Source organism: Streptomyces sp. NBC_00510 (assembly GCA_036013505.1).
GTDB lineage: Bacteria > Actinomycetota > Actinomycetes > Streptomycetales > Streptomycetaceae > Actinacidiphila.
Genome location: CP107851.1, coordinates 3,247,153 through 3,261,380 on the forward strand (window position 1 = coordinate 3,247,153; position 14,228 = coordinate 3,261,380).

Consider the following 14,228-nt stretch of genomic DNA (forward strand, 5'->3'; position numbering starts at 1 on the left):
CCGCCCGAAATCAGCTGCAGCCGCTGGTGGAGCCGCAGCCCTCGCAGAGGTAGCAGCTGCCCGCGCGGCGCATCTTCGTACCGCAGGAGAAGCAGAGCGGGGCGTCGGCGTTGAGGCCGAGCTGGATCTCCAGCAGCTCCGTGGAGTTGTGCGCGGTCTTCGGCGCCGGGGTCACCGCGACGGCCTCGGGCTTGGCCGTGACGGCCGGCTTGGGCACCTCGGTCTGGCGCGGGGCGGACTGCGCCAGGCCCTCGACGTCGACCTCCTCGGCGGCGGGCTCGTACGAGCCCGTGTCGAGGTGGCGCTGGCGCTCCTCGGCGGAGTGGATGCCGAGGGCGGAGCGGGTCTCGAAGGGCAGGAAATCCAGCGCCAGGCGGCGGAAGATGTAGTCGACGATCGACTGCGCCATCCGCACGTCCGGGTCGTCCGTGAGACCGGCCGGCTCGAAGCGCATGTTGGTGAACTTCGAGACGTAGGTCTCCAGCGGCACGCCGTACTGCAGGCCGACCGAGACGGCGATGGAGAAGGCGTCCATCATGCCCGCGAGGGTCGAGCCCTGCTTGGACATCTTCAGGAAGACCTCGCCCAGACCGTCGTCCGGGTAGGAGTTGGCGGTCATGTAGCCCTCGGCGCCACCCACCGTGAAGGAGGTGGTGATCCCCGGACGGCCCTTGGGGAGCCGGCGGCGGACCGGGCGGTACTCGACGACCTTCTCGACCGCGGCGGGGGCGGGGGCCTCCACCGTCCCGGCCTTCTTCTCGTCCGCCTTCTTCTTGGCGGAGAGCGGCTGGCCGACCTTGCAGTTGTCGCGGTAGATCGCGAGCGCCTTCAGGCCGAGCTTCCAGCCCTCGTAGTAGATCTCCTCGATCTCCTCGACGGTCGCCGACTCCGGCATGTTGACCGTCTTGGAGATGGCGCCGGACAGGAACGGCTGGGTCGCGGCCATCATCCGGACGTGGCCCATCGGCGCGATGGAGCGCTCGCCCATGGCGCAGTCGAAGACCTCGTAGTGCTCGGGCTTCAGGCCGGGCGCGTCGATGACGCTGCCGTGCTCGGAGATGTGGGCGACGACCGCCTCGATCTGCTCCTGCTGGTAGCCCAGGCGGTGCAGGGCCTGCGGGACCGTGTTGTTCACGATCTGCATGGAGCCGCCACCGACCAGCTTCTTGAACTTGACCAGGGCGAGGTCCGGCTCGATCCCGGTGGTGTCGCAGTCCATCATCAGGCCGATGGTGCCGGTCGGGGCCAGCAGGGAGGCCTGCGCGTTGCGGAATCCGTTCTTCTCACCGAGGCGCAGGACGTCCTGCCAGGCCTCGGTGGCCGCGGCCCAGACCGGGGAGTCCAGGTCGTCCATCCGCGTGGCGACCGCGTTGGCGTCGGAGTGCTGCTTCATGACGCGCTTGTGGGCGGTGGCGTTGCGGGCGTAGCCGTCGTACGGGCCGACGACCTCGGCGAGCTCCGCGGAGCGCTTGTACGAGGTGCCGGTCATCAGGGAGGTGATGGCACCGGCCAGCGCGCGGCCGCCCTCGGAGTCGTAGGCGTGCCCGGTCGCCATGAGCAGCGCGCCGAGGTTGGCGTAGCCGACGCCCAGCTGGCGGAAGGCGCGGGTGGTCTCGCCGATCTTCTGCGTCGGGAAGTCCGCGAAGGAGATGGAGATGTCCATCGCGGTGATGACGAGTTCGACGACCTTGGCGAAGCGCACGGCGTCGAAGCGCTGGGTGCCCTTGCCGTCGTCGTCGAGGAACTTCATCAGGTTGAGCGAGGCGAGGTTGCAGGACGAGTTGTCCAGGTGCATGTACTCGCTGCAGGGGTTGGACGCGGTGATGCGGCCGGTCTCCGGCGTGGTGTGCCAGTGGTTGATGACGTCGTCGTACTGGATGCCGGGGTCGGCGCAGGCCCAGGCGGCCTCCGCCAGCTTGCGGAACAGCGCCTTGGCGTCGATCTCCTCGATGACCTCGCCGGTCATCCGGGCGCGCAGGCCGAACTTCTCGCCGTTCTCGTACGCCTTCATGAACTCTTCGTTCACGCGGACGGAGTTGTTGGCGTTCTGGTACTGGACGGACGCGATGTCGTCGCCGCCCAGGTCCATGTCGAAGCCCGCGTCGCGCAGGGCGCGAATCTTCTCCTCCTCCTTCACCTTGGTCTCGATGAAGGCCTCGACGTCGGGGTGGTCGACGTCCAGGACGACCATCTTGGCCGCGCGGCGGGTGGCGCCGCCGGACTTGATGGTGCCGGCGGAGGCGTCCGCGCCGCGCATGAAGGAGACCGGGCCGGAGGCGTTGCCGCCGGAGGAGAGCAGCTCCTTGGAGGAGCGGATGCGGGAGAGGTTCAGGCCCGCGCCGGAACCGCCCTTGAAGATCATCCCCTCTTCCTTGTACCAGTCGAGGATGGACTCCATGGAGTCGTCGACCGAGAGGATGAAGCACGCCGAGACCTGCTGCGGCTGGGCGGTGCCGACGTTGAACCAGACCGGGGAGTTGAAGCTGAAGACCTGGTGGAGCAGGGCCCAGGTGAGCTCGTGCTCGAAGATCTCCGCATCGGCGGGCGACGCGAAGTAGCCGTGGTCCTCGCCGGCCTTGCGGTACGTCGTGACCACGCGGTCGATCAGCTGGCGGAGGCTGCTCTCGCGCTGCGGGGAACCGACGGCGCCGCGGAAGTACTTGCTGGTGACGATGTTGACCGCGTTCACCGACCAGAAGTCGGGGAACTCCACGCCGCGCTGCTCGAAGTTGATCGAGCCGTCGCGCCAGTTGGTCATGACGACGTCACGGCGTTCCCAGACCACCTCGTCGTAGGGGTGCGTCCCCGGGGTGGTGTGGATGCGCTCGATGCGCAGCCCCTTGGCGGCCGGGGCCGCCGCGGCCGCCTTGCCGGCCTTGGCTCGGGAGCTCCGTGCCGGGCCGCTCGTCGTCTCTGTCATGTGCCGCCTCCCATTACAGGCATTACAGGTAAAACGCCCTGAAGCGCCGCGGTCTTCCCGCGTCTGTGTCTCTCACGGCCGGTGCACCCCCCGGGTGCCCGGCAAGTCTCGTACCGGTGTGCCGCCGCTACTCTGCGGCGACGGCGGCGGTCGGGACGGTTCCGTCCCGGTCCCGCCCACCGGTGTCGTCCGGTGGCCCCTGGTCGCGCAGCTCGGCGATCGCCGTCTCGAAGTCCTCGAGCGAGTCGAAGGCCCGGTAGACGGAGGCGAAGCGGAGGTAGGCGACCAGGTCCAGGTCCTTCAGCGGGCCGAGTATGGCCAGTCCGACGTCGTGGGTCGACAGCTCGGCGCTGCCCGTGGCGCGTACCGCCTCCTCGACGCGCTGCCCGAGCTGGGCGAGGGCGTCCTCGGTGACGGGCCGGCCCTGGCAGGCCTTGCGGACTCCGGCGATGACCTTGTTACGACTGAAGGGTTCGGTGACCCCGCTGCGCTTGATCACCATCAGCGAGGCCGTCTCCACGGTGGTGAAGCGGCGGCCGCAGTCGGGACACTGCCGGCGACGGCGGATCGAGGTGCCGTCGTCGGTGGTCCGGCTGTCGACGACGCGGCTGTCGGGGTGTCGGCAGAAGGGGCAGTGCATCGTTTCCCTCTCCCTCCCTCACCCACGGTGAGCGCACGACTTCTGAGCCCGAGGGGCCGGTCACGGCCCCGCGAAGCAGCCACAAGCATAGGCGATCCGGGAGGGCTTGATGACCCGGGGACCACTACTTGTGGGGGCTGGACCCCATCCAACCACTAGATCTGGTGGCGTGGTGGCCATATGCGCCCATCGCTCGGACCGCGTGTCGCGGCCCGTCGACGGGACGGGAGCCTACGCGACGCGCGGCCTCCCGGGAGAGCCGGGGCGCGGATGACACACTGGGTGTACGGATCGTCACGGCTCGCGCATCATGGAACCGGGCGGGCGGACGGGGGCGACACCGCAATACCGGCTCGGGGAAACGGCGTTCGGATCCCGAATGCGGGATGAATTCGAAATCATATTCGATCAATACCATCTACACCTTGATCGCGTCACTGGATCCGCGCAAATTCACTCGAACGTGTGTTTGGCGCAACCTTTCGAAAGCAACTACCGTTGTCCTACTAGGGAGAACATCTCGAGAGGGGCCGCCGTGACCACCACCGCCGACAGCGCCACATTGACCGCCCATGACCGCCCCCAGGACCGGCTACGCCCGATGGAAGCGATGAACGACGAGACGCCAAAGCCCGCGCGAGCGCTACCCGGACGACCTCCAGGAATCCGGGCGGACAGTTCCGGACTCACCGACCGCCAAAGGCGCGTCATCGAGGTGATCCGGGATTCCGTCCAGCGGCGCGGATACCCGCCGTCCATGCGCGAGATCGGCCAGGCCGTCGGGCTGTCGAGCACCTCGTCGGTCGCCCATCAGCTCATGGCGCTGGAGCGCAAGGGCTTCCTCCGGCGTGACCCGCACCGGCCCCGCGCCTACGAAGTGCGGGCCTCCGACTCCGCGCAGGCGCAGCCCACGGACACCGCGGGCAAGCCGTCCGCGTCGTACGTCCCCCTGGTGGGCCGGATCGCCGCCGGTGGCCCGATCCTCGCCGAGGAGTCCGTGGAGGACGTGTTCCCGCTCCCCCGCCAGCTGGTGGGCGACGGCGAGCTGTTCGTCCTGAAGGTCGTCGGCGACTCGATGATCGAGGCCGCCATCTGCGACGGCGACTGGGTGACCGTGCGCCGTCAGCCGGTCGCGGAGAACGGCGACATCGTCGCGGCGATGATCGAGGGAGAGGCCACGGTCAAGCGCTTCAAGCGCGAGGACGGGCATGTCTGGCTGATGCCGCACAACGCCGCGTACCAGCCCATCGCCGGTGACGAGGCGACCATCCTCGGCAAGGTGGTGGCGGTGCTGCGCCGGGTCTGAGCCAAGGACCCGCCCGTGACCGGGCCCCGGAACCTCTGCGCCGGTTCCGGGGCCCCGTTGTGTGCCGGGGCTGCTGTCGTGCTCTGCCGAGGCTGCTGTCGTGCTCTGCCGGGGGTGCCCGTGGGCGTCACTCGGCCGCCGAGGCGGCGGCGTCGATGGCGGCCAGCGAACGGCGGACCTGGTTGCGGTCGGTCGTCTGCCAGAAGTCCGGCATCGAGGCCTTGATGAAGCCGCCGTAGCGGGCCGTCACCAGCCGGGGGTCGAGGACGGCGACGACCCCCCGGTCGCCGGAGGCCCGCACCAGCCGGCCGGCGCCCTGCGCCATGAGCAGGGCCGCGTGCGTGGCGGCGACCGCCATGAAACCGTTGCCGCCCCGGTCCTCCACCGCCTTCTGGCGCGCGCTCATCAGCGGGTCGTCGGGGCGGGGGAACGGGATCCGGTCCATGACGACCAACTGGCAGTTCGGCCCGGGCACGTCCACCCCCTGCCAGAGCGAGAGGGTGCCGAACAGGCACGTGCGGGCGTCCGAGGCGAAGCGGCGGATCAGCTCGCCCAGGGTCTCCTCGCCCTGCAGCAGGACCGGGTGGTCGATGCGGCCGCGCAGCGCCTCGGCGGCGCCCTGGGCCGCACGCATGGACGAGAACAGCCCGAGCGTACGGCCGCCCGCGGCCTCGATCAGCTCCGCGAGCTCGTCCAGCATGTCCTCGCGGCCGCTGTCCCGGCCGGGCTGCGACAGATGACGGGCCACGTAGAGGATGCCCTGCCGGGGGTAGTCGAAGGGCGAGCCGACGTCGACGCCCTTCCACACCGGCGGCTCCTCCTCGCCCTCGGCGGCCACGGTGCCCTCCGGGGCCAGCCCGAGCGAGGCCGCGACCCCGTTGAAGTCGCCGCCGAGCCGCAGTGTGGCCGAGGTCAGGACGACGGAGCGCTCGGTGAACAGCTTCTCCCGCAGCAGTCCGGAGACGCTGAGCGGGGCGACCCGCAGCGAGGCGCCGAAGCGGTCGTGGCGCTCGTACCAGACGACGTCGTACTCGGAGCCCTCCACGATGCGCTCGGCGACCTCGTGGACGTTCTCCGTGGCGGCGAGGGCCATCTTCCGCACGGCGTCCTCGTCCTGCACGGAGCGGTCACGGGTCTCGCCGAGCGAGGTGATGACCTGGCGGCAGGCGTCGCGCAGCGCCATCAGGGCGTAGCGCAGATCCTCGGGCAGCTCCTCCAGACGCCCGGGGAGGGCCAGCTCCATGAGCCGCTCGAAGCCCTCCGACGCGCTCATCAGGGCGTCCGCGGCCTTCTCGTTGACCAGCTTGGCCGCGAGCTTCACCGTCCGGTTGACCCTGCCGGGGGTGAGCTCGCCCGTGGCGACCCCGGTGACGCGCGAGACCAGTTCATGGGCCTCGTCGACGACGAGCACCTCGTGGCTGGGCAGGACGGGCGCGCCCTCCAGGGCGTCGATGGCCAGCAGCGCGTGGTTGGTGACCACGACGTCGGCGAGCTTGGCGCGCTCGCGCGCCGCCTCCGCGAAGCACTCGGCGCCGTACGCGCAGCGCGAGGCGCCCAGGCACTCGCGGGAGGTCACCGAGACCTGCTGCCAGGCGCGGTCGGAGACGCCGGGGGTCAGGTCGTCGCGGTCGCCGCTCTCCGTCTCGTCCGACCAGTCGCGCAGCCGGAGCAGGTCCTGGCCGAGCTTGCTGGTCGGCGCCGCGGCCTCGAACTGGTCGAAGAGCCCGTCGCCCTCGTCCTGCGGCACGCCCTCGTGGAGTCGGTGCAGGCACAGGTAGTTGGAGCGGCCCTTGAGCATCGCGAACTGCGGCTCGCGGCGCAGCAGCGGCTGCAGTGCGGTGACGGTGCGCGGCAGGTCGCGCTCGACGAGCTGGCGCTGCAGGGCCAGGGTCGCGGTGGCCACCACGACGCGTTCGCCCTGCGCCAGCGCGGGCACCAGGTAGCCCAGCGACTTGCCGGTTCCGGTACCCGCCTGGACGAGCAGGTGGGAGCCGGTGTCGACGGCTTCGGCGACGGCTTCGGCCATGGTGACCTGGCCGGGGCGCTCCACTCCGCCGACCGCGGTGACGGCGGCGTGGAGGAGGTCGGTGAGGGCGGGCTTCGCGGGCTGTGTCATAGGGCATCCAGCCTACGGGGCGGCACTGACACCGCGGTCGCCACCGAACGTACCGGGGAGCCGCCCGAGGGCGCGGCCGGTCACAGGACGTGACGCAGCGCGCGGTCGCGGACCAGCAGCGCGGCCCGCTTGCCGGGCAGCTCGACCTCCGCGGAGAAGCGGAAGCCCGCGGCGAGGAAGGCGGCCACGGACGGGGTGTTGCGCAGGTCGGGCTCGGCGATCACCCGGGTGCACCGGGGGCGCTGTCGCAGGGCGTGGTCGGCGACGGCCCGCAGGAGGGTGCCGCCGAGGCCGCGGGCCCGGTCGGCGACGGGACCGATGAGCAGGTGGAGCCCGGTGTCGTGGGGGCGGGCCGGGTAGTAGCGGGCCACCGCGTCGAGGTCGGCGCGGTACACCTCCCAGTAGCTCATGGGCACCCCGTCGAGGACCCCGACGCAGGGCATGCTGCGCCCGTCGCCGTCGAGCTGGGCGCGCAGGTGCCGCTCGGCGACCTCGGGCCGGCCGGCCAGGTCCCAGAACTCCGCGACGGCGGGGTCGTTCATCCAGTGGGTGATGACCGGGAGGTCGCGCTCGGGGCGTACGGGGACGAGCTGGAAGGTGCCCGCGGGGGTGCCGACCGGGCCCCAGTCGGCGACGCCGTCGAGGAGGTCGTCGAGCGGGGCCGGGCCGCCGGCGCGGTCGTCGGCGGTGACGTCCTCGTCGAGGAGGGCGCGGAGCTCGGGGGGCAGTTCCAGGTCGAGGGTGTCGTCGGCGTTCCCGGCACCGGGGTCCCGGGGGCCGGCGGTCGCGGGCGGGCACACGGGGGCGCGGGTGGGGTCGGCGGTCGCCACGGTGGTCGCGGCCTCCTCTCGTCAGGCGGTGAGGGGGTTGGGGACGGTGACGTAGACGGACTGCGTGTCGACGGGGCCGGCCAGCTCGTCCATCCCGTGCAGCCGGGTGAGGAGGTTGGCCTTGCAGCGCAGCCCGGGTTCCTCCAGCAGCCGTGCGGGCAGCCCGGAGCGGCCGGTGCGGGCGGCCTGCTCCAGGAAGCGTCGCAGGGCGGCGAGGAGCACCCGTTCGTCGGCGAGGCGCTGGGAACCGAGGGCGCCGACCAGGCCGAGGACGTTGTTGACGCCGAGGTAGTAGGCGAAGCGCTCGTCCGCCACGGCGTCGTCCACGAAGGTGTCGCTGCTCCCGCCGGCCCCGGGCAGCAGCGCGGTGAGCCCGGCGCGCGCGGACTCGCGGAAGTAGTAGCCCTGGTTGTCGCGGTAGCGGCCGCCGGCCGGCCAGCCGTGGGCGTCGAGGACGACCAGGGTGTTCTGCTGGTGGGCCTCCAGGGCGATGCCCGCCTCGCCGTCCAGCCACAGCACCGGCCGGACCACGGCGTCCAGGTAGCGCAGGAACCACTCGGTGGCGACGGCCGCCACCGGTCGTCCGGTACGGGACGCGAGCCGGGCCAGCAGTTCGCCGAGCCGGGACCGCAGGGCGCCCCCGTCCGGCGCGGGGCGCAGGGCCGTGATCCCGGCGAGGCAGCGCACCTCGTCGCCGGGGCCGAAGGGGTTGTGCCGCAGGACGACGTCGAGGCCGGGTACGGGGGCGTCCGTGCCGACGGCCAGCCAGGCGGGGTCGCGGACGATGTCGAACCCTGGGTGCGCGGCGTGCCAGCGCGTGGCGAGGCCGGCCCGGAGCAGCCGGTGCACCTCGACGCCCCGGTGGAGTTCCTTGCGGAGGTTCTCGCGGCGGGAGTTGGTGATCCGCAGCGCCAGCGAGAGCTTGAGCATCGCGGGGGCGCCGGGGCGGAACACCGTGCGCAGCGAGGACGTGGGGTGCCAGGGGTCGCCCGCGGCGCCGAGGTCGTGGAGCAGCCCGGCCTCCAGCAGTGCGCGCACCGCCGGGCGGTGGGCGACCTCGCGGGCCTGCCAGGGGTGGAGCGGCAGGGCCACGGTGCCGGCGGGGAGCCGCCGGGCGAGTTCCGGTCCGGCGAGGGCCGCCAGCAGGTGCTCGGCGGGGACCGGGCGGCCGCGTTCGGTCCATGCGGAGTCGGTGGCCAGCAGCGAGCGGTGCACGGACAGCCAGTGCAGGGCGAAGGCCCCGCGCGTTTCCGGGGCGTAGACCACGGCCTCGGCCTCGGTGAGTCCTTCCCGGCCCTTGGGCGCGGGGTGGAGCGGGTGGCCCAGGACGAGGGCCTGCTCGGAGTCGAGGAAGGGATGGGTTCCCCGGGGGGCGGCGGGGCGGGCGCGGCGTGCGGAGAGGAAGACGGCGGTCTGGCGTACGGAGTCGGCGACCCGCGCGACGAGGCCGGGACCGTCCGGACCGGCCGCGGCGGCCTCCCGTGCGAGCAGCGCGGCGAGGGTGACGGCGTCCAGTGGGGCGCCCCCGGCGGCGGGCTGCGGGGCGCCGAGGCGGTGGTGGCCGACGGCCGACCAGTGGAGGACCGGGACGAGGAGTTCCGCGCCGCTCGCGGGCAGCGGCACGCGCAGGGTGCGGCCGTCGGGCTCCGGTGGCAGCCCCGTCTCGCGGACCCAGCAGCGCAGCAGGGCCTCCGTGCCGGCGGCGTCGGCGGCGGCCCACGGATCCGCCTGCTCCAGCGGGTCGGCGCCGGGCGACGGGGTGGACGGTCCGGGCAGCCCGGCCCGGCCCGGCGGTTCGGCCCGGCCCGGCGGTTCGGCCGCGGCGGCGCGCTGCTGGGGGACGGCCGCGGTGGCTTCGTCGCCGGGACGTACGGTCATCGCTTCGCTCCGTGAGGGATCGGCGCCCGGTGGGATCCGCCCCGGGGCGGGGCCGGCGGGCGCATGGTCACGCCCGGACGGCCGTCGCCGCGACGAGGGCGTCGGCGAGGCGGTCGAGGACGGCTTCTGACTGTTCTTCGGTGATCGTCAGCGGGGGCAGCAGCCGGATCACGGCGGCGTCGCGGCCGCCGAGTTCGACGATGAGGCCACGCTCGAGGGCGGCCCGACGGACGGCCGCCGCGAGGCGGGGCGCGGTCGGGGGGACGCCGCGGGGGCCGGGGGCGGCGTCCGGGTCGACGAGTTCGACGCCCAGCATGAGGCCGCGGCCGCGGACGTCGCCGACGCAGGGGTGCTCCGCGGCCAGGGCGCGCAGCCGGGCGAGCATCCGGGAACCGAGCTCGGCGGCGCGCTCGGCGAGGCCGTTGCGCCGCACGTAGGCGAGGGTGGCGGTGCCCGCGGCCATGGCGAGCTGGTTGCCGCGGAAGGTGCCCGCGTGGGCGCCGGGCTGCCAGGAGTCGAGTTCCTCGCGGTAGACGATGACGGCGAGCGGGAGGCTGCCGCCGATCGCCTTGGACAGCACCATCACGTCCGGGACGACGCCGCTGTGCTCGACGGCCCAGAAGGTCCCGGTGCGCCCCACGCCGGTCTGCACCTCGTCGGCGATGAGCGGGATGCCGCGGGCCGCGGTGAGGTCGCGCATCCGCCGCAGCCAGGCGTCGGGGGCGGGGATGACGCCGCCCTCGCCCTGGACGGGTTCGAGGAGCATGCCCGCGGGGGGCTGGATGCCGCCCTTGGGGTCGTCGAGCAGGTTCTCCGTCAGGCGGGCGGAGAGTTCGGCGCCGTGTTCCCCGCCGACGCCGAACGGGCAGCGGTAGTCGTACGGGTAGGGGAGCCGGGTGATCCGGGCGTCGGCGGCGCAGGCCGCGCCCCGGACGGCGATGTCCCCGGTGGCGGCGAGGGCGGCGGCGGTCATGCCGTGGTAGCCACCGGAGAAGGCGAGCAGTCCGCCGCGGCCGGTGGCGGTGCGGACGAGCTTGAGGGCGGCCTCGACCGCGTCGGTGCCGGCCGGGCCGCAGAACTGGATGCGTCCGCGGTCGGCGAGTTCGCGCGGCAGGGTCTCGAAGAGCGCGGTGGTGAAGGCGTCCTTGACGGGGGTGGCGAGGTCCAGCACGTGGAGCGGGGCACCGGAGTCGAGGACGGCGCGGATGGCCTCCAGGACGACGGGGTGGTTGTGGCCGAGGGCGAGGGTGCCGGCGCCGGAGAGGCAGTCGAGGTAGCGGCGGCCGTCGGCGCCCTCGACGGTCATGCCGCGGGCGCGCACGGGGACGACGGGCAGCGAGCGGGCGTAGGTGCGGGCGGCGGACTCGCGCGCCGACTGACGCCGCAGGATGCCCTCGGTGTCGTCGAACTCGCCCTCGTGCACCGCCGGTCGGCTCCTGGCGCTCGGCATGGCGGCCACGTGCTCACTCCTCGGTGTCGGCTGCTCCGTCCCCGGAGCTACCAACGACGCACGCGCTTACCGGCAACTGTCTCGGGCCGAGATCCTGGCGAGGAACCGCGGGCGCGGCGCCCGCCGTCCTCCCTTCGAGGGCACAGTGAGGGGTTGCCCTTGAGCGGGCAGACGACATGTTCACAACAGGGGGACCACAACCCATGGCACCGATAAGCCGGTTGGCCGTGGCCGCCGTCGCCGCGGCGCTGCTGGCCGTGACCGCGACCGCCTGCGGCCCGTCGGACGACAACGCCGACGCCAAGCCGAGCCCGACACCCACCGCGACGGCCGGTGACGGCGGCCTCCAACTGCCGACGGCCCTCCCGACCAGCCTCGACGACCTGGACCAGTGGGCCGACGCGCTGAAGAACGGCGGCTGGAAGGACTGGGACAAGGACAAGTGGCTGCGCGACGCGGCCGACTTCATCAACCCCATCATCAAGGACCTCTGGGACGCCGACCGGCTCCGCAACGCCGACGGGACCCCGGACGACGAGCAACGGCCCGACCTGGGGCGGGTGGACGACGGCACCACCGACCGTGAGCCCGCCGCGATCCGGGCGCAGCGCCTTTCGACCCCGTACCACGAGGCCTCCCCGGCGACGGGCAAGCTGCTCTTCGACATGCCCGACGGCCAGGCGGTCTGCTCGGCGACCGTGGTCGGCGACCCGGCCAACCCGGGCCGCAGCAACCTGGTGTGGACGGCGGGGCACTGCGTGCACGCGGGCGCCCAGGGCGGCTGGTACCGCAACATCGTCTTCGTGCCGTCCTTCAACGACACGGGCCTGAGCGGCGCCGCGCTGCGGAGCGCCACCAAGCAGCAGCTCGCCCCGTACGGCACGTGGTGGGCGACGAAGGCGGGGACCTCCCAGCAGTGGATCGACGGGGGCGGGGAGTCCTCGCAGACGAGTTCCGCCTACCCCTACGACTTCGCGGTGCTGAAGGTGACCAACCCGGACTCCGACACGTCGCTGGAGGAGACGGTCGGGGCGTCGGTGCCGGTCTGGTTCGACGCGCCCACCTCGGCCGGCATCGACTCCATGGACATCCGCGGCTACCCCGCCGCGGCCCCCTTCGACGGCTTCGGCTACCAGCAGTACCACTGCTCGGGCGACCCGGTCCGCCTCGCGCTGGACCCGGGGGCGCCGACCATGCACTGGCTCGGCTGCACCATGACGGCGGGCTCCTCCGGCGGCGGCTGGTTCGCCCGGGGGCCCGGTGGGAAGCCGGCCCTGGTCAGCAACACCTCCATCGGCCCGCAGGACAGTCCCCGCTGGCTGGCAGGACCGCACCTGGGCTCCGAGGCCGAGGAGGTCTTCGACGCGATCCGCGGCTGACACCGCCGTCGGACACGAGGAGGGCCCGCCCCCGGCCGGGGGCGGGCCCTCCTCGTACGTGCGTACCGCCTAGCGGCGCGCGACCAGCGCGAACGGTTCGAGCTCCGCCGCGAGCTCGTCGTGCACCCGCGCCTTGAGCAGGGTGCCCTCGCCGGTGTGCTCCTCGGAGAGCACCTCGCCGTCCGCGTGGACGCGGGCGACGAGCGCACCGCGCGTGTACGGCACCAGGGCCTCGATCTCGACGGCGGGCCTCGGCAGCTCGTCGTCGATCATGGTGAGCAGCTCCGCGATGCCCCGCCCGGTGCGGGCGGAGACGGCGATGGCGTGCTTCTCGCGGCGCAGCAGGGACTGCAGCAGCACCGGGTCGGCGGCGTCCGCCTTGTTGATCACCACGATCTCCGGCACGTCCAGCGCGCCGACGTCGCGGAAGACCTCGCGCACGGCGGCGAGCTGCTCGTCCGGATTGGGGTGCGAGCCGTCCACCACGTGCAGGATGAGGTCGGCCTCGGCGACCTCCTCCATGGTGGAGCGGAACGCCTCGACCAGGTGGTGCGGCAGGTGCCGCACAAAACCGACGGTGTCGGCCAGGGTGTAGAGCCGGCCGCTCGGGGTCTCCGCCCGGCGCACGGTCGGGTCCAGGGTGGCGAACAGCGCGTTCTCCACCAGGACGCCGGCGCCGGTGAGCCGGTTGAGCAGCGAGGACTTGCCGGCGTTGGTGTAGCCGGCGATCGCCACCGAGGGCACCTTGTGGCGCTTGCGCTCCTGGCGCTTCAGGTCGCGGCTGGTCTTCATCTCCGCGATCTCCCGGCGCATCTTGGCCATCTTCTCGCGGATGCGCCGCCGGTCGGTCTCGATCTTGGTCTCACCGGGACCACGGGTCGCCATGCCGCCGCCCGAGGAGCCGGCGCCACCGCCACCCATCTGCCGGGACAGCGACTGACCCCAGCCTCGCAGCCGCGGCAGCATGTACTGCATCTGCGCGAGCGAGACCTGGGCCTTGCCCTCACGGCTCTTGGCGTGCTGGGCGAAGATGTCGAGGATCAGCGCGGTGCGGTCGACGACCTTGACCTTGACGACGTCCTCGAGGTGGATGAGCTGGCCGGGGCTGAGCTCACCGTCGCAGACCACGGTGTCCGCACCGCTCTCCATGACGATGTCGCGCAGCTCCTGGGCCTTGCCGGAACCGATGTAGGTGGCCGGGTCCGGCTTGTCACGGCGCTGGATGACACCGTCCAGGACGAGGGCGCCGGCGGTCTCGGCGAGGGCGGCGAGCTCCGCGAGGGAGTTCTCGGCGTCCTGGACCGTGCCGTCCGTCCACACCCCGACGAGCACGACCCGCTCCAGGCGGAGCTGGCGGTACTCGACCTCGGTGATGTCCTCGAGCTCGGTGGAGAGGCCCGCGACGCGGCGCAGCGACGCTCGCTCGGAGCGGTCGAACTGGTCGCCGTCACGCTCTCCGTCGATCTCGTGACTCCAGGCGACGTCCTCTTCCATCAGGGCGTCGGCCCGAAGGCTCTCGGGGAGGCGCTGGCGGCTGCGGGCAGAAGAAGAGGAGGAAGAGGAGGTCATTGGATCCTTTGCTCGGAAGATCGACGGGAACGGGGGGCTCTCGCCCCTCGTACGGAGAGAACGCCGCACGGACCCGGAGGATTCCCCCGGCCCGGGCACGCCGCCGTCGCCGTACCTAGATGGTCGCACGGTCGTCGCCG

9 protein-coding genes are annotated in these 14,228 nt (G+C 72.7%); 2 read left to right on the plus strand and 7 right to left on the minus strand.

Annotation, left to right across the window (positions count from 1 at the left end):
- Window positions 1-10: 10 nt before the first annotated feature.
- Together OG937_14285 and nrdR are read right to left on the minus strand one after the other, a co-directional pair.
- Window positions 11-2,920: a vitamin B12-dependent ribonucleotide reductase gene (locus OG937_14285; protein ID WUD72786.1), complete on the minus strand. Its 2,910-nt coding sequence runs from the start codon at window positions 2,918-2,920 to the stop codon at window positions 11-13.
- Between the two features lie 127 nt (window positions 2,921-3,047).
- On the minus strand, window positions 3,048-3,560 hold the full coding sequence (gene nrdR, locus OG937_14290) for a transcriptional regulator NrdR (GenBank protein WUD72787.1): 513 nt from the start codon (window positions 3,558-3,560) through the stop codon (window positions 3,048-3,050).
- A gap of 535 nt (window positions 3,561-4,095) precedes the next feature.
- Here nrdR and lexA point away from each other — a divergent pair.
- Window positions 4,096-4,866 carry a transcriptional repressor LexA gene (lexA, locus tag OG937_14295; protein ID WUD72788.1) on the plus strand — a complete coding sequence of 257 codons (771 nt, stop codon included), beginning with the start codon at window positions 4,096-4,098 and terminating at the stop codon, window positions 4,864-4,866.
- A gap of 127 nt (window positions 4,867-4,993) precedes the next feature.
- On the opposite strand, the gene OG937_14300 is transcribed toward lexA, so the two are convergent.
- The 4 genes from OG937_14300 to OG937_14315 form a co-directional block, all read right to left on the minus strand.
- Window positions 4,994-6,982, minus strand: a complete 1,989-nt coding sequence (locus tag OG937_14300) for an ATP-dependent DNA helicase (protein ID WUD72789.1) — start codon at window positions 6,980-6,982, stop codon at window positions 4,994-4,996.
- Window positions 6,983-7,062: 80 nt separating this feature from the next.
- Entirely contained in the window at window positions 7,063-7,782 is a 720-nt protein-coding gene (locus OG937_14305) for an acetyltransferase (protein WUD78731.1), read from the minus strand.
- Window positions 7,783-7,833: 51 nt separating this feature from the next.
- Window positions 7,834-9,690: an iron transporter gene (locus OG937_14310; GenBank protein WUD72790.1), complete on the minus strand. Its 1,857-nt coding sequence runs from the start codon at window positions 9,688-9,690 to the stop codon at window positions 7,834-7,836.
- A 67-nt stretch (window positions 9,691-9,757) separates the two neighbouring features.
- Entirely contained in the window at window positions 9,758-11,140 is a 1,383-nt protein-coding gene (locus OG937_14315) for a diaminobutyrate--2-oxoglutarate transaminase family protein (GenBank protein ID WUD78732.1), read from the minus strand.
- A gap of 203 nt (window positions 11,141-11,343) precedes the next feature.
- Between OG937_14315 and OG937_14320 the strand changes: the two genes are divergently transcribed.
- On the plus strand, window positions 11,344-12,519 hold the full coding sequence (locus OG937_14320) for a hypothetical protein (protein WUD72791.1): 1,176 nt from the start codon (window positions 11,344-11,346) through the stop codon (window positions 12,517-12,519).
- Between the two features lie 69 nt (window positions 12,520-12,588).
- Here OG937_14320 and hflX read toward each other — a convergent pair whose 3' ends face one another.
- Window positions 12,589-14,088 carry a GTPase HflX gene (hflX, locus tag OG937_14325; protein WUD72792.1) on the minus strand — a complete coding sequence of 500 codons (1,500 nt, stop codon included), beginning with the start codon at window positions 14,086-14,088 and terminating at the stop codon, window positions 12,589-12,591.
- Between the last annotated feature and the right edge of the window lie 140 nt (window positions 14,089-14,228).

Bases quoted from the DNA above. Each gene is read 5' to 3' on its own strand.
- OG937_14285 (WUD72786.1), bottom strand. From the start codon at position 2,920: ATGACAGAGACGACGAGCGGCCCGGCACGGAGCTCCCGAGCCAAGGCC.
- nrdR (WUD72787.1), bottom strand. From the start codon at position 3,560: ATGCACTGCCCCTTCTGCCGACACCCCGACAGCCGCGTCGTCGACAGC.
- OG937_14300 (WUD72789.1), bottom strand. From the start codon at position 6,982: ATGACACAGCCCGCGAAGCCCGCCCTCACCGACCTCCTCCACGCCGCC.
- OG937_14310 (WUD72790.1), bottom strand. From the start codon at position 9,690: ATGACCGTACGTCCCGGCGACGAAGCCACCGCGGCCGTCCCCCAGCAG.
- OG937_14315 (WUD78732.1), bottom strand. From the start codon at position 11,140: ATGCCGAGCGCCAGGAGCCGACCGGCGGTGCACGAGGGCGAGTTCGAC.
- OG937_14320 (WUD72791.1), top strand. From the start codon at position 11,344: ATGGCACCGATAAGCCGGTTGGCCGTGGCCGCCGTCGCCGCGGCGCTG.
- hflX (WUD72792.1), bottom strand. From the start codon at position 14,088: ATGACCTCCTCTTCCTCCTCTTCTTCTGCCCGCAGCCGCCAGCGCCTC.